General features: G+C 72.1%; 16 protein-coding genes. 8 read left to right on the plus strand and 8 right to left on the minus strand.

Annotation, left to right across the window (positions count from 1 at the left end; genetic code table 11):
* The first annotated feature begins 33 nt into the window (after nt 1–33).
* Together ACYVKX_RS21280 and ACYVKX_RS21285 are read left to right on the plus strand one after the other, a co-directional pair.
* Nucleotides 34–783 (plus strand): SDR family oxidoreductase, encoded by a 750-nt coding sequence (locus ACYVKX_RS21280; RefSeq protein ID WP_460835695.1) that lies wholly within the window; start codon nt 34–36, stop codon nt 781–783.
* Nucleotides 780–1,676: an SDR family oxidoreductase gene (locus ACYVKX_RS21285; RefSeq protein ID WP_460835696.1), complete on the plus strand. Its 897-nt coding sequence runs from the start codon at nt 780–782 to the stop codon at nt 1,674–1,676. Before ACYVKX_RS21280 ends, ACYVKX_RS21285 begins: the two co-directional genes overlap by 4 nt.
* Before the next feature lie 12 nt (nt 1,677–1,688).
* Here ACYVKX_RS21285 and ACYVKX_RS21290 read toward each other — a convergent pair whose 3' ends face one another.
* Entirely contained in the window at nt 1,689–2,852 is a 1,164-nt protein-coding gene (locus tag ACYVKX_RS21290) for a steroid 3-ketoacyl-CoA thiolase (RefSeq protein ID WP_460835697.1), read from the minus strand.
* Nucleotides 2,853–2,998: 146 nt separating this feature from the next.
* Here ACYVKX_RS21290 and ACYVKX_RS21295 point away from each other — a divergent pair, with 146 nt between their 5' ends.
* Nucleotides 2,999–4,237, plus strand: a complete 1,239-nt coding sequence (locus ACYVKX_RS21295) for a cytochrome P450 (RefSeq protein WP_460835698.1) — start codon at nt 2,999–3,001, stop codon at nt 4,235–4,237.
* Here the strand turns inward: ACYVKX_RS21295 and map are convergent.
* Entirely contained in the window at nt 4,224–5,003 is a 780-nt protein-coding gene (gene map, locus ACYVKX_RS21300) for a type I methionyl aminopeptidase (RefSeq protein WP_460835699.1), read from the minus strand. The two genes, ACYVKX_RS21295 and map, sit on opposite strands and share 14 nt — an antisense overlap.
* A 138-nt stretch (nt 5,004–5,141) precedes the next feature.
* On the opposite strand from map, the gene ACYVKX_RS21305 reads away from it, so the two are divergent.
* The 3 genes from ACYVKX_RS21305 to ACYVKX_RS21315 are packed head-to-tail and all read left to right on the plus strand — an operon-like array spanning nt 5,142 to nt 7,149.
* Complete coding sequence (locus tag ACYVKX_RS21305) at nt 5,142–5,747, plus strand: ClpP family protease (RefSeq protein WP_460835700.1); 606 nt, start codon at nt 5,142–5,144, stop codon at nt 5,745–5,747.
* Nucleotides 5,744–6,346 carry a ClpP family protease gene (locus ACYVKX_RS21310; RefSeq protein ID WP_460835701.1) on the plus strand — a complete coding sequence of 201 codons (603 nt, stop codon included), beginning with the start codon at nt 5,744–5,746 and terminating at the stop codon, nt 6,344–6,346. The genes ACYVKX_RS21305 and ACYVKX_RS21310 overlap by 4 nt, the downstream gene beginning before the upstream one ends.
* Nucleotides 6,347–6,375: 29 nt before the next feature.
* Entirely contained in the window at nt 6,376–7,149 is a 774-nt protein-coding gene (locus ACYVKX_RS21315) for a maleylpyruvate isomerase family mycothiol-dependent enzyme (RefSeq protein WP_460835702.1), read from the plus strand.
* A gap of 68 nt (nt 7,150–7,217) precedes the next feature.
* Here ACYVKX_RS21315 and ACYVKX_RS21320 read toward each other — a convergent pair whose 3' ends face one another.
* The 5 genes from ACYVKX_RS21320 to ACYVKX_RS21340 all read right to left on the minus strand — a co-directional run bounded on the left by ACYVKX_RS21320 (nt 7,218) and on the right by ACYVKX_RS21340 (nt 11,043).
* Nucleotides 7,218–7,535, minus strand: a complete 318-nt coding sequence (locus ACYVKX_RS21320; protein WP_460835703.1) for a helix-turn-helix domain-containing protein — start codon at nt 7,533–7,535, stop codon at nt 7,218–7,220.
* A 9-nt stretch (nt 7,536–7,544) separates the two neighbouring features.
* Nucleotides 7,545–7,763: a putative signal transducing protein gene (locus ACYVKX_RS21325; RefSeq protein WP_460835704.1), complete on the minus strand. Its 219-nt coding sequence runs from the start codon at nt 7,761–7,763 to the stop codon at nt 7,545–7,547.
* Nucleotides 7,764–7,839: 76 nt separating this feature from the next.
* Nucleotides 7,840–9,006: a thiolase domain-containing protein gene (locus ACYVKX_RS21330; protein ID WP_460835705.1), complete on the minus strand. Its 1,167-nt coding sequence runs from the start codon at nt 9,004–9,006 to the stop codon at nt 7,840–7,842.
* A complete protein-coding gene (locus ACYVKX_RS21335) occupies nt 9,006–10,058 on the minus strand; it encodes a thiolase domain-containing protein (RefSeq protein ID WP_460835706.1) in 1,053 nt (350 codons plus the stop codon). Before ACYVKX_RS21335 ends, ACYVKX_RS21330 begins: the two co-directional genes overlap by 1 nt.
* 22 nt (nt 10,059–10,080) lie before the next feature.
* Nucleotides 10,081–11,043 (minus strand): Zn-ribbon domain-containing OB-fold protein, encoded by a 963-nt coding sequence (locus ACYVKX_RS21340; protein WP_460835707.1) that lies wholly within the window; start codon nt 11,041–11,043, stop codon nt 10,081–10,083.
* Nucleotides 11,044–11,116: 73 nt separating this feature from the next.
* Here ACYVKX_RS21340 and ACYVKX_RS21345 point away from each other — a divergent pair, with 73 nt between their 5' ends.
* On the plus strand, nt 11,117–12,175 hold the full coding sequence (locus ACYVKX_RS21345) for an LLM class F420-dependent oxidoreductase (protein ID WP_460835708.1): 1,059 nt from the start codon (nt 11,117–11,119) through the stop codon (nt 12,173–12,175).
* A gap of 27 nt (nt 12,176–12,202) precedes the next feature.
* On the plus strand, nt 12,203–13,807 hold the full coding sequence (gene fadD8 / locus ACYVKX_RS21350; protein WP_460835709.1) for a fatty-acid--CoA ligase FadD8: 1,605 nt from the start codon (nt 12,203–12,205) through the stop codon (nt 13,805–13,807).
* On the opposite strand, the gene ACYVKX_RS21355 is transcribed toward fadD8, so the two are convergent.
* Nucleotides 13,804–14,940 (minus strand): GDSL-type esterase/lipase family protein, encoded by a 1,137-nt coding sequence (locus ACYVKX_RS21355; RefSeq protein ID WP_460835710.1) that lies wholly within the window; start codon nt 14,938–14,940, stop codon nt 13,804–13,806. The genes fadD8 and ACYVKX_RS21355 overlap by 4 nt on opposite strands.
* Nucleotides 14,941–15,091 lie beyond the last annotated feature (151 nt).

The raw sequence follows: 15,091 nt of genomic DNA on the forward strand, positions 1-15,091 counted from the left end.
CACAACCTAACGCTTGCTTGGTAGACTACCAGCATGACGCTCGCCGTGGACCTCACCGGCCGGGTCGCGCTCGTCACGGGCGGCGCCCGGGGGATCGGCCTCGGCATCACGCGCGCCCTGCTGGCGGCCGGGGCCGACGTGGTGACGTGCTCGCGCTCGGAGGCGGAGCCCGTCCCCGGCACCACGCACCGGGTCTGCGACGTCCGCGACGCCGACGCCGTGCAGGCGCTGGTCTCCTCGCTCGACCGGCTCGACGTGCTGGTCAACAACGCCGGGGGAGCGCCCGCGGCCGACGCCGCGACGGCGTCGGCGCGGTTCCACGAGAGGATCGTGGGCCTCAACCTGCTCGCGCCGCTGGCGTGCGCGCAGGCCGCGAACGCGGTCATGCAGCAGCAGGAGGCCGGCGGCGCGATCGTCAACATCTCCTCGGTCTCGGCGAGCCGCCCGGCGCCGACCATCGCGGCGTACGGCGCCGCCAAGGCCGGCCTGGACTCGCTGACCGCGTCGCTGGCGATGGAGTGGGCGCCCAAGGTGCGCGTGAACTCCATCGACGTGGGGCTGTGCCGGACCGAGCAGACCGACGACCACTACGGGGACGACGCCTCGGTGGCCGCGATCGAGCGGACCATCCCGCTCGGCCGGATGGCGCGACCCGAGGAGGTCGGGAACGTCGCCGCGTTCCTGGCCAGCGACCTGGCGTCGTACGTCTCCGGGGCGACCGTCGCCTGCCACGGTGGGGGCGAGCCGCCCGCCTTCCTGATCGTCTCGAAGGGACTCTCATGACCAAGCTGCTCGAGGGCCGCGTCGCGATCGTCACCGGCGCCGGCCGCGGCATCGGCCGGGCGCACGCGCTGGAGCTCGCCCGGCACGGCGCGGCCGTGGTGGTGAACGACTACGGCGTCTCGTTGGCCGGCCAGAAGAATCGAGCAGAGGACCCGGCGGAGACCCCGGCCGAGTCGGTGGTCGCCGAGATCGAGGCCCTGGGTGGCCGCGCGGTGGTGAACACCGCCGACGTCGCCGACTTCGCCCGGGCGGAGGCCATGGTGCGGCAGGCGATCGAGACGTTCGGCGGCCTCGACATCCTGGTGAACAACGCCGGCTTCGTGCGCGACCGGATGCTGGTCAACACCTCCGAGGAGGAGTGGGACGCGGTCGTCCGGGTGCATCTCAAGGGCCACTTCGCGCCGCTCCGGCACGCCGGCGCCTACTGGCGCGCCGAGGCCAAGGCGGGCCGCCAGCGCGCCGCCCGCGTCGTCAACACCTCGTCCGGTGCCGGCCTCCAGGGCTCGCTCGGGCAGGCGACGTACTCCGCGGCCAAGGCGGGCATCGCCGGCCTCACCCTCGTGGCCGCCCAGGAGATGGGCCGCTACGGCGTCGCCGTCAACGCGATCGCCCCGGTCGCCCGGACCCGGATGACGGAGGGCGCCTTCGACACCTCGGCGATGGCGCTGCCCGAGGACAACTCGCCGATCGTCGCCTGGCTCGCCTCCGAGGAGGCCGGCGACGTCACCGGACGGGTGATCGAGATCGACGGGTCGACGATCACCGTGGAGACCGGCTGGGCGCACGGCCCGGCCCGCGACCTCGGCCGCCGGTGGGAGGCGGCCGAGGTCGGCCCCGCCCTGCGGGAGCTCCTCGCCGCCGCCCCCACGCCGGAGCCGGTGTACGGCGCCTGACCGCTCGACGGATCAGATGCGCTCGATGACCGTCCCGGTCGCCATGGCGCCGCCCGCGCACATCGAGATCAGCGCGGTCGAGGCGTCGCGGCGCTCGAGCTCGTGGAGCGCGGTGGTGATCAGCCGGGTGCCGGTGGAGCCGACCGGGTGGCCGAGCGCGATGGCGCCGCCGTTGACGTTCACCAGGTCCAGGTCCACGCCGTGCTGGTCGGCCCAGGAGAGCACCACCGACGCGAACGCCTCGTTGACCTCGAACAGATCGACGTCGCCGATCGACATCCCGGTGCGGTCGAGCACCTTCCGGGTCGCCTCGATCGGGCCGTCGAGGTGGTAGTAGGGGTCGGAGCCGACCAGGCAGTGCGTCACGATCCGGGCCCGCGGGGTGAGACCCAGGGCGCGCGCCCGGTCCTCGTCCATGAGGAGTACGGCGGAGGCGCCGTCGCTGATCTGCGACGACGTGCCGGCGGTGTGCAGGCCGTCGGGCAGCACCGGCTTGAGCGCGGCCAGGCCCTCGAGGGTGGTGTCGCGGAGCCCCTGGTCGGTGTCGACGAGGCGGGTCTCGGCGGTCGGCGTACCGTCCTCGCCGAGCACCGGGGCCTCGATCGCCGCGATCTCGCGCTTGAAACGGCCCTCGTCGACCGCGACCCGGGCCTTCTGCTGGGAGGCGAGGCCGAACGCCTCGAGGTCGGGGCGGGCGAGGCCGCGGTTGCGGGCGATCCGGTCGGCGGCCTCGAACTGGTTGGGCAGGTCGATCGACCAGTCGTCGGGGCGGGGGTCGCCCGTGCCCTGCGGGACGTTCGCGCCGAGAGGGATGCGCGACATCGCCTCGACGCCGGCCGCGATGCCGACGTCGATGGTGCCGGCGGCGATCATGTCGTTGACCAGGTGCGCGGCCTGCTGGCCCGAGCCGCACTGGGCGTCGACCATGGTGCCGCCCGTGTGCCGGGCGAGGCCGGCGTGCAGCCAGGCGCGCCGCACCATCGCGTTGGACTGCTCGCCAGCCTGGGTCACGCAGCCGGCGACGACCTGGTCGACCAGGTCGGACTCGACGTCCGAGCGGGCGAGGAGCTCGCGCATGGCATGGCCGATGAGGACGGCGGGGTGCACGCCGGCGAGCCAGCCCCCGCGCCTGCCGAGGGGAGTGCGGACGGCGTCGACGATGACCGGAGTGCCCATGGGAGAAAACTAGAACATGTTCTGATTGCGGACAACCTCGGGGCGGCGACTCGGCGGGCGGCGGCTTCCCCTGCGTACCGCCGGTAGGTATCCTCCGTTGCTAGAACGTGTTCCACTATGACGACGAGCCAGCAGAGGGAGCTCCCGTGACCGCTACCGCCCTGCCCGAGGGATTCGACTTCACCGACCCCGACGTGAACCAGGCGGCGATCCCGCATGAGCAGTTCCGCGCGGCGCGCCAGAGCTCGCCGATCATGTGGGTCGGCCAGGAGCCGGCGTGGACGACCGGCTTCGCCCCCGAGGGCCAGGCCGGCTACTACGCGATCACGCGACATGAGGACGTCTCGGCGATCTCCAAGGACAGCAAGAACTGGTCGACGTACGAGAACGGCGCGATCATCCGGTTCCCCGGCGAGATGCTCCGCGAGCAGATCGAGCTCCAGCGCGTCATCCTGATCAACCAGGACCCGCCGGAGCACACGCAGACCCGCGCGATCATCTCCCGCGGCTTCACGCCCCGGTCGATCGCGGAGCTCGAGGAGACCATGGTCCGGCGCGGCAACGAGATCGTGCAGGCGGCCGTCGGCCGCGGCACCGGCAACTTCGTGGAGGAGGTGGCCGCCGAGCTGCCGCTGCAGGCGATCGCCGACCTGATCGGCGTTCCCCAGGAGGACCGGCACAAGCTCTTCGACTGGTCGAACCAGATGCTGGCGGGGGAGGACCCCGACTACGCCGGCAACAACGACGTCGCGGCCGCCGAGATCCTCGGCTACGCCATGATGCTCGCCGCCGACCGGCAGGCCAACCCGCGCGACGACCTGATCACCAAGCTGATCAACGCCCACAAGGGCGAGCGCGGCCTCAGCGACGACGAGTTCGGCTACTTCGTGATCCTGCTCGCGGTGGCCGGCAACGAGACCACGCGCAACGCGATCTCGCACGGCATGAACGCCTTCCTCGACCACCCCGAGCAGTGGGAGATCTGGAAGCGCGACCGGCCGGCGACCATGGTCGACGAGGTGGTCCGCTGGGCGACGCCGGTGACGGTCTTCCAGCGTACGGCGCTCCACGACGTCGAGATCGGCGGCGTGCGGTTCAAGAAGGGTGAGCGGGCCGCGCTGTTCTACGCGAGCGCGAACTTCGACGAGGAGGTCTTCGAGGACCCCTTCACCTTCGACGTCCTGCGCGACCCGAACCCGCAGCTCGGCTTCGGCGGCCACGGCGCCCACTACTGCCTGGGCGCCAACCTGGCGCGTCAGGAGATCCGGGTGATCTTCAACGCGCTGGCCGACCACGCGCCCGACATCGCCAAGCTCGCCGAGCCGGCGCGGCTGCGGCACTCGTGGGTCAACGGGCTCAAGGACCTGCCGGTCAGGTACGCGTAGACACGCGCTCGGTGAGAACCAGCGGGCCGTCCGCGGTGATGGCCACGGTGTGCTCCATGTGCGCGCCGCGCGAGCCGTCCTTGCTCCGCAGCGTCCACCCGTCCGCGTCGGTGTAGATCTCGTCGGTCGTGTGCAGGAACCACGGCTCGATCGCGATCACCAGGCCCGGTCGCAGCTTCAGACCGCGGCCGGCCCGGCCGTCGTTCGGCACGTGCGGCTCGCCGTGCATGGTGCGGCCGACGCCGTGCCCGCCGAACTGGAGGTTGACGCCGAGCCCGGCGCCGCGCGCGACCTCGCCGATCGCGGCGGAGATGTCGCCGAGCCGGTTGCCCGGGCGCGCCTGCTCGATGCCGGCCGCCAGCGCCCTGCCGGTGAGCCCGATGAGGTCGAGATCCTCCTGGCGCGGCGTGCCGACCACGACGCTGAGCGCGGAGTCGGCGACCCAGCCGTCGACGTTCGCCGCGAAGTCGACGCTGAGCAGGTCGCCGTCCTGGAGCGCGTAGTCGTGGGGGAGGCCGTGCAGCACGGCGTCGTTCACCGACGTGCAGAGCACCTTGCCGAACGGCGAGGCGCCGAACGACGGGTGGTAGTCGATGTAGCAGGACGCGGCGCCGCGCTGGCGGATCATCGCGTGGGCGAGCTCGTCGAGCTCGAGCAGGTTCACGCCGACGTCGGCCTTCTCCTCGAGGGCGGCGACGACGTCGGCGACGAAGCGTCCGGCGGGACGCATCTGTTCGATCTGGTGGGGAGTGCGGAGCTCGATCACCACACGACCCTATCCAGGCTCGGCTCACGGACCTCGCCCACCGGGCACGGCGGTCGGAGCGGGGTCCCTCCGCTGAGGGCGGATCCGCTGCCGGCGGATTCGCTGGAACGGCGTACCCGCGCCGTCGACGCTGGAGACATGACCCAGACACCTGCGCTCGCCGGCCTGTCCGCGGCCGACCGCCTCCTGCACCAGCGGATCATCGTCCTCGGCCAGGAGGTCGACGACGTGATCGCCAACAAGGTCTGCGCCGAGCTGCTGCTCCTCTCGGCCGAGGACCCGCACCGCGACATCAGCCTCTACCTCAACTCGCCAGGAGGATCGGTCAGCGCCGGCCTCGCCATCTACGACACCATGCGGCTGATCCCGAACGACGTCAGCACGCTCGCGATGGGCCTCGCGGCGAGCATGGGGCAGTTCCTGCTCTCCGCCGGCACTCCGGGCAAGCGCTTCGCGCTGCCGCACTCGCGGATCCTCATGCACCAGGGCTCGGCCGGGATCGGCGGGTCGGCGATCGACATCGAGATCCAGGCCGAGAACCTCGAGCACGTGAAGAACGTGCTGCTCGACCTGATCGCCGAGCACACCGGCCAGCCACGCGAGCGGGTCGAGCGGGACTCGCTGCGCGACCGGTGGTTCACCGCCGAGGAGGCGCGGGAGTACGGGTTCGTCGACCAGGTGCTCACCGACGTCGCCGCGGTGACTCCGGCTCGCCCGAGCGCGACGTTCGGAGGGGTCCGGTGAGCACCTACGCCATCCCCTCCGTCGTCGAGAGGACCGTGCGCGGCGAGCGGGCGGTCGACATCTACAGCCGGCTGCTCACCGACCGGATCGTCTACGTCGGCACCGAGATCGACGACGGCGTCGCCAACGTCGTCATCGCCCAGCTCCTGCACCTGGAGTCGGAGAGCCCGGAGACGCCGATCAACCTCTACCTCAACTCGCCCGGCGGCTCGGTCACCGCGATGCTCGCGATCTACGACACGATGCAGTACGTCCGCTCGCCGGTCGGCACCACGTGTGTCGGGCAGGCGGCCTCGGGCGCAGCCGTCCTCCTCGCGAGCGGTACGCCGGGCAGCCGGATGGTGCTGCCGCACGCGCGGGTCGTGCTGCACCAGCCGTCCGGGGGCGGCCAGGGCACGCTGCCCGACCTCGCCCTGCACGCCAAGGAGATCGTGCGGCTGCGGGCGGAGATGGAGCAGATCCTGGCCCGGCACACCGGGCAGTCGGTCGAGAGGCTGCGCGAGGACACCGACCGCGACCTGATCCTGGCCGCTGAGGACGCCGTGGCGTACGGGCTGGCCGACGGCGTACTGGACAGCAGAAAGGCGCCGGTGGAATGAACGGGCCGGGCCGATCGGTTGCGGCTCACATGAGCGAACTGGTGGACCGCACGATCACAGCTCTCCGGACCGAGCACGACGTCCTCGTCGCGCTGCTGCCGAACCTCCCCGACGAGTCCCTCGAGGCGCCGAGCGGCGCGTCGGAGTGGACGATCGCCCAGGTGCTCTCGCACCTCGGCAGCGGCGCCGAGATCGGCCGGGCGCCGATCGCCCGGGCGGCGGGGGAGGACGCCGAGCCCACGGACAACCAGGCGATCTGGGCCCGGTGGGACGCCGCCAGCCCGGTCGACCAGGCGGCCGGCTTCGTCGAGCACGACACGGCGTACGTCGAGACGGTGGAGGCGCTGACGCCGGAGCAGCGCTCCTCGTCGACCGTGGACCTGGGGTTCCTGCCCGAGCCGGTGCCGCTCGTGGTCGCGCTCGGGATGCGGCTCAACGAGGTCGCCAACCACTCGTGGGACGTGCGGGTCGGCCTCGACCCGTCCGCGGAGGTGCACCCGGACTCCGCCGACCTCCTCGTCGAGCTGTTCCGCGGCCCACTGGGCTTCCTGCTCGGCTTCTCCGCCAAGCCCGGCGAGCTGCCCGAGCCGGCCACGGTCGCGGTGCCCGGCGCCGGCCTGGTCATCGACACCGGCGTCGCGGTCGTCGGCGGCGTCGGCTCGCCCTCCGCGACGTTCCGGGGCGCGCCGGAGGCGTTCATCCGGCTGCTCAACGGCCGGCTCAGGGAGCCGTACGCCGAGGGCGTCGCCGTCGAGGGCACGGTGTCCCTCGACGACCTGCGGCGGGTGTTTCCGGGCTACTGAGGGGCGGCGGGGATTCCAGGAGAAGTCCGGGTGGAGGCGCTCCGTCCGGTCGCGGACCGACCAGCTGGCTACGAGGCCAGGCAGACCGGGCCTGGGATCCGGGCCAGCCGCTCGCTGACCCGGCCGGTCAGGTCGACCAGCCGGAGGCCGAGCGCGCCAGCCACGGCGCCGAGCACCTCAGAGCTGGGCTCCTTGAGGCCGCGCTCGACCTCGGAGAGGTACTGCGTCGACACCCCGGCCTGCCCGGCCACGTCGGCGAGCGTGCGCCCGACGGACTGCCGCTCCTCGCGGAGCTCGCGTCCGGCCGCCTCGCGCCACAGCGGCTCCGGCTCCGGCTCGGGCACAGATGCACGGTCGGGGCTCGGGAACGCGATCAGCTCGCCCATGTCCGGAGACTACTTCACCCACTCGCCCAGGTCCGCGTCCCGCAGCAGCTCGCGCGCCTCCTCGATCCGGTCGTCGGGCACCAGCACCCGCATCTGGAGGAAGCGCAGCGAGCCCTCGAGGACGGCGGTGTGCCGGTCCGCGACGTGGCACGGGATGTCGTCACCGTTGAGCAGTGCCTCGACGACGGCGATCAGCGCGACGTCGTTGGTGCGGATCAGCTCGGCCATCCACCGAATCTAGCCGGTCGTCCGCCTGAGGGCGGCGTATACACCTGCCAGAGGCGGACGACCCGCGACGCGACGCCTAGTTCGACGGCTTCTCCGCGCCCACGACCCACATCGCGAAGAACTGCGAGCCGCCGCCGTACGCGTGGCCGAGGGCGCGGCGGGCGCCGTCGACCTGGTGCTCGCCGGCGGCGCCGCGGACCTGCAGCGCGGCCTCGCCGAAGCGGAGCATGCCCGAGGCGCCGATCGGGTTGGAGGAGAGTACGCCGCCCGAGCAGTTGACCGGGAGCCGGCCCTCCATGGCGGTGGCGCCGGACTCGGTGAGCCGCCAGCCGCCGCCGTTCTCCTCGGCGAAGCCGAGCGACTCGAGCCACATCGGCTCGAACCAGGAGAACGGCACGTAGATCTCGGCCGCGTCGATCTCCTCGAGCGGGTTGGTGATGCCGGCCTGCCTCCACAGCGCGGCCGCGGCGTCGCGGGACGCCTGCGGGTTCACCTGGTCGCGCTCGGCCGCCGTGGTGGCCTCCGAGCGCATCACCGTGCCGTGGATCCACGCCGGGTTCGGCGAGGCGGCGGCGGTGTCCTCGTCGACGATCACCAGGGCGCAGGCGCCGTCGGAGGACGGGCAGGTCTCGTCGTACCGGATCGGGTCCCACAGCATCTGCGAGGCCAGCACCGACTCGACGGTGGTGTCCGGGTTCCTCAGGTGCGCGTAGGGGTTCTTCAGCGCGTTCTGCCGGTCCTTGGCCGCGACGATCGCGCCGACGTGCGTCGGCGCCTCGGAGCGCCGGATGTAGGACCGGACATGGGGAGCGAAGTAGCCGCCGGCGCCGGCGTGCACCGGCATGTTGAACGGCAGCGGCACCGAGAGCGCCCACATCGCGTTGGACTCCGACTGCTTCTCGTAGGCGACGGTGAGCACCCGCTTGTGCACGCCGGCCTGCACGAGTGAGGACGCGACGATCGCGGTCGAGCCGCCGACGGAGCCGGCGGTGTGCACGCGCAGCAGCGGCTTGCCGGCCGCGCCCAGCGCCTCGGCCAGGAACAGCTCGGGCATCATCACGCCCTCGAACAGGTCGGGCGCCTTGCCGACGACGACGGCGTCGATGTCATCGAAGGACAGGTTCGCGTCGGCCAGCGCGCGGTCGATCGCCTCGCGGCACAGACCGGCCATCGAGACGTCCTCGCGCTTGGCCCGGTGGTGGGTCTGACCCACGCCGACCACGGCGGCGGGCTGCTTGGCCATCAGGAGCGTCCTTCCAGGGTGCACAGGAGGTTCTGTTGCAGGGCGGGGCCGGAGGTCGCGTGGCCCACGGCCCTGGTCACCTCGCCGGACCAGATCCGCGAGGCCGCCTCGCCGACGCGGATGCCGCCGCCGGAGAACATCGGGTTGCCGGTGAGCGCGCCGCCCGACGGGTTGACGCGGACGTCGTCGGCGAGGCCGAGCTCGCGCCGCAGGATCAGCTCCTGGTGGCTGAACGGCGCGTGCAGCTCGGCCACCTCCACCCCCACCAGGTCGAGGTCCGCCGCCGCCCGGGCCGCCGACGGCGCCCGGGTCAGGTCGCGGGTGCCCAGGCTCATCGGGTCGATGGAGTGCGACAGGCCGCTGATCCACGCGGGACGATCGCGCACCTCGCGGGCCCTGTCGTCCGCGGCGAGCACAAGGGCGGCCGCGCCGTCGGTGACGGGGGAGCAGTCGTGCTTGCGCAGCGGGTCGGCGTACATCGGCCGGGCCAGCAGCTCCTCGACCGAGGAGCCGCCCTTGCGGATCGAGTACTCGTTCTTCTCCGCGTCGGTCAGCGATCGGTTGGCGACCTCGGCCATCGCGGCCTCGTCCCAGACGCCGGCGTCGATGCCGACCCGCGCCTGCAGCGCGGCCAGCGACACGGTGTCGGGCCACAGCGGCGTCATCGTGTACGGCTCGAGCTGGAGCGCGAGCGACCGGCGCAGCACGCCGGCCGAGGACTTGCCGAAGGCGTAGACCAGCGCGGTGTCGACCTCGCCGGTCTGGATCTTGATCCAGGCCTCGTACATCGCCCACGCGAGGTCCATCTCCACGTGGGACTCGTTGACCGGCGGGATCACGCCGATCGCGTCGACCGCCTGCACGAACGAGAACGACCGCCCGGCCAGGTAGTCCGAGGACCCCGAGCACCAGAACCCGACGTCCCTACGGGTCCAGCCGGTCTGCTCGTAGCACTCGGCGAACAGCGGGACCAGCAGCTCCACGCAGGTCGGCGACCCGTCGAACTCCGCCATCTGTCGCTGGGCGAACCCGACGACCGCAACGTCTCTCATCTCAACGCTCCCCAGTTCCCGGTCAGAGGTGGTGCTGGTAGGTGTCGTAGTCCGCATCGGGATCGCCGGTCGGCTCGAAGTGGTCGATGTTCTCCAGCGAGTACGTCCACTCCTCCCGCGGCTTCCAGACCGCCTTGACCCGCATGCCCATCCGCACCTCCGCGGCCGGTACGCCGAGGATCAGGTGCAGCACCGCGATGTCGGCGCCGTCGAGCAGCACATAGGCCGAGACGTACGGCGGGGCGATCTTCTGGCCCAGGAACGGCACGTTGACGATGCAGAACGTCGTGATGGTGCCGGTCTGGGAGACCTCGACCTCCTCGGCCGTCGGAGTGCCGTCGGCCGGGCAGGCGCTGCGCGGCGGGACGTAGACCTTCCGGCACGTGGGGCAGCGCTGGCCGACGATGCGGCCCTCGTTGAGCCCGCGGTAGAACGCCGACTCTTCGGGGCTGGCCGCGTAGAGGTAGTCCAGGGAGACCGGGACGACCACGCCGGTGACATCGGTGGTTGAGGAAGGCGCGCCAGCGCCTGTCTCGAAACCACCGCCGTCGGTCGCGGGCTCGAAGCACGCGATGTCGGTGATCGCGCCGACCCGCTCCCCGGCCCAGCGCACCCGCACGCGCATCCCGGTCGACACCTGGTCGGGTGAGGAGACGTCCAGCGCGTGCAGCATCGGGACGTCCGCGCCGTCGAGCCGCACGAGCACGAACGCGAACGGGCGGTCGAAGGGCTGGTCCTTGACCGGCTCCGGCACCCAGGTCCAGGACGTGACGGTGCCGGTCGGTGCCACCTCCACGAACTCCGTCACCGGCTCATGGGTGACCGGATCGAACTCCGGCGGCGGGACGACGACCCGGCCGTCCGACGTACGGCCGCCGACGACCGTGCCGTCGCGCAGGCCGGTGAGGAAGCGCCCGACGACCGGTCCCGTCGAGCGGGTGTAGTCGAACGCTACGGTGACCGGTGCTGACAGTGTTCGCGTCATGGGGCAAAATTAGAACACGTTCTACACTTCGACAAGCTCAGTGACCGCCATGTGACCCGGAGGAGTGACCGCCATGAAGCTCGGACTGCAGCTCGGCTACTGGGGCGCGCAGCCTCCGCAGGGCGTCGGTGAGCTGGTGGCCGCGGCCGAGGACGCCGGCTTCGACGCGATCTTCACCGCCGAGGCGTGGGGGAGCGACGCGTTCACGCCGCTGGCCTGGTGGGGCCGCGACACCACGCGGATCAGGCTCGGCACGTCGATCGTGCAGATGTCCGGCCGCGCGCCGACCTCCATCGCGATGCACGTCCTCACGCTCGACCACCTCACGGGCGGCCGGGTCATCCTCGGCATGGGCGTGAGCGGCCCGCAGGTGGTCGAGGGCTGGTACGGCCAGCCGTTCGGCAGGCCGCTGGCGCGCACCCGCGAGGTCGTCGACATCATCCGCCAGGTGCTCGCCCGCGAGGCGCCGGTGACCAACGAGGGCCCGCACCACCCGCTGCCGTTCCGCGGCGAGAACTCCGTCGGGCTCGGCAAGCCGCTCAAGCCGATCGTGCACCCGCTGCGCGCCGACGTGCCGATCTGGCTCGGCGCCGAGGGCCCGAAGAACGTCGCCCAGACCGCCGAGATCGCCGACGGCTGGATCCCGATCTTCTACACGCCGAGGTCGGCCGGCATGTACCGGCCCTGGCTCGACGAGGGCTTCGCCCGCCGCGACGCCCGGCCCGGTACCCATTTGAAGGGGCGTGCGGACTTCGAGATCGCCGCGACCTGCCACCTCCAGGTCGTGAGCAGCGCGGAGGAGAAGGCCGCGGTGCTCGACGCGATGCGGCCGTTCGTGTCGCTCTACATGGGCGGCATGGGCGCGAAGGAGGCGAACTTCCACAACCAGGTCTTCGTCCGGATGGGCTACGCGGACCTCGCCGCCGAGGTCCAGAGGCTCTACCTGGGCGGCGAGAAGGACCGCGCCACCGCGCTGATCCCCGACGAGCTCGTCGACGACATGCACATCATCGGCACCGCGGGCGAGGTGAGGGAGCGGGTCGCGCAGTGGGAGGAGACCGGCGTGACCACGCTGCTGCTCAGCTGCCGGTCCGCCGCGGAGATCCGCTCGGTCGCGGAGCTCTTGGCGTAGCCGTAGAACACGTTCTAGTCTCGGATCATGACGGACGACATGCGCCTCGGGACCCACAACGGCCACCTCATGGTGTCCGCGCTCAAGCGGCACCGCCACCAACCGGTGATGCACCTCGGTGACACGACCATCACCGGCGGCCAGGCCGCGGAGCGGATGAGCCAGTACGTCCAGGCGTTCGAGGCGCTCGGCGCCGGCCGGGGTACGGCGGGCGCGCTGCTCGCCCTGAACCGTCCGGAGGTGCTCTTCATCCTCGGTGCCGGGCAGACGCAGGGTCACCGGCGTACCTCCCTGCACCCGCTCGGCTCCCTCGACGACCACGCGTACGTCATCAACGACGCCGAGATCACCAGCCTCACCATCGACCCGGTGCCGATGTTCGTCGAGCGCGCGCTCGGCCTGCTCGAGAGGTGCCCGAAGCTGGAGAGGGTGCTGACCATCGGGCCGGTGCCCGAGGAGCTCGGCCACGTCGGGCGCGACCTGGTCGCGGCGGCCGCGTCGTTCGACCCGCTGCCCCTCGAGGCGGTCACGCTCGACCCCGACCACATCGTGTCGATCACCTACACCGGCGGCACCACCGGCAGGCCCAAGGGCGTGATCGGGCTGTCGCGGCAGATGAACACGATGACCCAGATCCAGATGGCCGAGTGGGAGTGGCCGGAGTCGCCGCGCTTCCTCATGTGCACCCCGCTGTCGCACGCGGGCGCGGCGTTCTTCGTGCCGACCGTGCTCAAGGGCGGCTGCCTCTACGTGCTGGCGAAGTTCGACCCGGGCGAGGTGCTCCGGACCATCGAGGAGCAGCGGATCCAGGCGACCATGCTGGTCCCGTCGATGCTCTACGCGCTGATGGACCACCCGGACTCGCACACCCGCGACCTGTCGTCGCTGGAGACCGTCTACTACGGCGCGTCCGCGATCAACCCCCTGCGCCTGAGGGAGGCGATCGACCGGTTCGGCCCGATCTTCGCCCAGTACTACGGGCAGTCCGAGGCCCCGATGGCGATCACCTACTTCGCCAGGGAGGACCACGTCGGCGGCGACGACCGCCGGCTCGCGTCGTGCGGCCGCCCGTCGGCGTTCATCCGCACGGCGCTGCTCGACGAGGACGGCAGGCCGGTGCCGGTCGGGGAGCCTGGCGAGATCTGCGTGGCCGGCCCGCTGCTGGCCGGCGGCTACTGGAACCTGCCCGACGAGACCGACGAGACCTTCCGCGGCGGCTGGATGCACACCGGTGACGTGGCCCGCGAGGACGAGGACGGCTTCTGGTACATCGTCGACCGCACCAAGGACATGATCGTCACCGGCGGCTTCAACGTGTTCCCGCGCGAGGTCGAGGACGTCGTCGCGGAGCACCCCGCGGTGGCCCAGGTCGGCGTGATCGGTACGCCGCACGAGAAGTTCGGCGAGGCCGTGACCGCCATCGTCGTGCTGCGCTCGGACGCGCCGCGCGACGAGCAGGCGATCGCCACGATGACCGCGGAGATCCAGGAGCTGGTCAAGGAGCGCAAGGGCTCCGTGCAGGCGCCCAAGCAGGTGATCGTGGCCGAGTCGCTGCCGCTGACCGGGCTCGGCAAGCCGGACAAGAAGGCGCTGCGCGCGCGGTTCTGGACCGGCGACCGCTCGGTCGGCTAGCCGAGGATGGCCGCGGCGAACCGCTCGCCGATCAGCCGGTGGGTGGCGGCGTCGGGGTGCAGGTCGTCGGGCAGCGGGTGCTCGACCGCGTCGTCGGCGTCGTACAGCGTGAGGCCGTCGAGGTAGGACAGGCTCGGGTCGGCGCGCTGCTCGACGACCCGGGCCAGCTCGGCGCGGATCGTCCGCAGCGTCAGCCTGCCGGTGGCGACCTCGGCCGGGTCGCCGGCTGCGACGAACCGCACCCTGCCCTCGGCCCACGCGCTCAGGTCCGGCGCGGCCGGTCCTGGCGTCTCCTCGTGGATCCCGCACCACACGGGCGACACGACCACCAGGGGCGTGTCCGGGTGGCCGTCGCGGATGGTGTCGAGGAAGCCGTGCACGGCCGAGCCGAACGCGCGCACCCGCATCAGGTCGTGGTTGACCAGGTTGATGCCGACCTTGAGCGTGACGAGATCGGCGGGGGTGTCGCGGATCGTGCGCGCGACGCACTGGTCGAGGACCGCGCTGCCGGCGTACCCGAGGTTCACCAGGTCGACGCCGGCGAGCCGCGCCGCGACCGCCGGCCAGGTGCCGGTCGGGCTCGCGGCGATCGAGCCGTGGCTGATCGAGCTGCCGTGGTGCAGCCAGCAGCGCCGCTCGCCCGCCGGCGCGGGTAGGACGGGCGCGTCGGTGTGCAGCGCGATCGGCCGGCTGGTCTCGTCGTGGGGGAGCCAGATCTCGACGTCCTTCTCGCCCGGCGCCAGGCCGTCCCACCGGACCCGGCCCGGCTCGCCCTCGGTGCGCTCGGCGCGCCCGGTCATGATATCGACCAGCAGCACGTCGCCGCCGGAGATCGAGGCGCCGCCGACGACCTCGCCGTCGACCACCAGGTCGTAGACGCCGTCCGGGCGGGCCGGCGCTCCGGCGTACACCCGCTTGCCGGGCAGCGCCTCCAGCTCGATCGTCGTCGCGGCGGTCCGGAACGCCAGGCGGACGCCGGACGGCTGGCTCTCGGCCATCAGCAGCTGGGGGTCGGGCAGCTGGGCGCGGGCCCAGGCGGGCAGCCGGTGGGGGAGCACCCCGCGGTCGGTCTCCTCGACCTCGACCGCGCCGCGGAGGAGCGCGACGGTGACGGGCGTCGTGACGGTCTGCATGGGGACGACGGTGCCATGCCGGTCGCGCCGTAGGTTCGGCGGCCACTCCAGGCCGTCATCTGGCCCGCTGTTGCGAAAGTGCGAAAACGTTATCGACAACGATTGACACTCCCGGCCTCGAGTGGCACCTTCTCGGGTGACGAGCGCCTCA

The organism is Nocardioides hungaricus, from assembly GCF_054782915.1.

Bases quoted from the DNA above. Each gene is read 5' to 3' on its own strand.
- ACYVKX_RS21280 (WP_460835695.1), top strand. From the start codon at position 34: ATGACGCTCGCCGTGGACCTCACCGGCCGGGTCGCGCTCGTCACGGGC.
- ACYVKX_RS21320 (WP_460835703.1), bottom strand. From the start codon at position 7,535: ATGGGCGAGCTGATCGCGTTCCCGAGCCCCGACCGTGCATCTGTGCCC.
- ACYVKX_RS21285 (WP_460835696.1), top strand. From the start codon at position 780: ATGACCAAGCTGCTCGAGGGCCGCGTCGCGATCGTCACCGGCGCCGGC.
- ACYVKX_RS21305 (WP_460835700.1), top strand. From the start codon at position 5,142: ATGACCCAGACACCTGCGCTCGCCGGCCTGTCCGCGGCCGACCGCCTC.
- ACYVKX_RS21355 (WP_460835710.1), bottom strand. From the start codon at position 14,940: ATGCAGACCGTCACGACGCCCGTCACCGTCGCGCTCCTCCGCGGCGCG.
- ACYVKX_RS21330 (WP_460835705.1), bottom strand. From the start codon at position 9,006: ATGGCCAAGCAGCCCGCCGCCGTGGTCGGCGTGGGTCAGACCCACCAC.
- ACYVKX_RS21340 (WP_460835707.1), bottom strand. From the start codon at position 11,043: ATGACGCGAACACTGTCAGCACCGGTCACCGTAGCGTTCGACTACACC.
- ACYVKX_RS21335 (WP_460835706.1), bottom strand. From the start codon at position 10,058: ATGAGAGACGTTGCGGTCGTCGGGTTCGCCCAGCGACAGATGGCGGAG.
- ACYVKX_RS21345 (WP_460835708.1), top strand. From the start codon at position 11,117: ATGAAGCTCGGACTGCAGCTCGGCTACTGGGGCGCGCAGCCTCCGCAG.
- ACYVKX_RS21290 (WP_460835697.1), bottom strand. From the start codon at position 2,852: ATGGGCACTCCGGTCATCGTCGACGCCGTCCGCACTCCCCTCGGCAGG.
- fadD8 (WP_460835709.1), top strand. From the start codon at position 12,203: ATGACGGACGACATGCGCCTCGGGACCCACAACGGCCACCTCATGGTG.
- ACYVKX_RS21325 (WP_460835704.1), bottom strand. From the start codon at position 7,763: ATGGCCGAGCTGATCCGCACCAACGACGTCGCGCTGATCGCCGTCGTC.
- ACYVKX_RS21315 (WP_460835702.1), top strand. From the start codon at position 6,376: ATGAGCGAACTGGTGGACCGCACGATCACAGCTCTCCGGACCGAGCAC.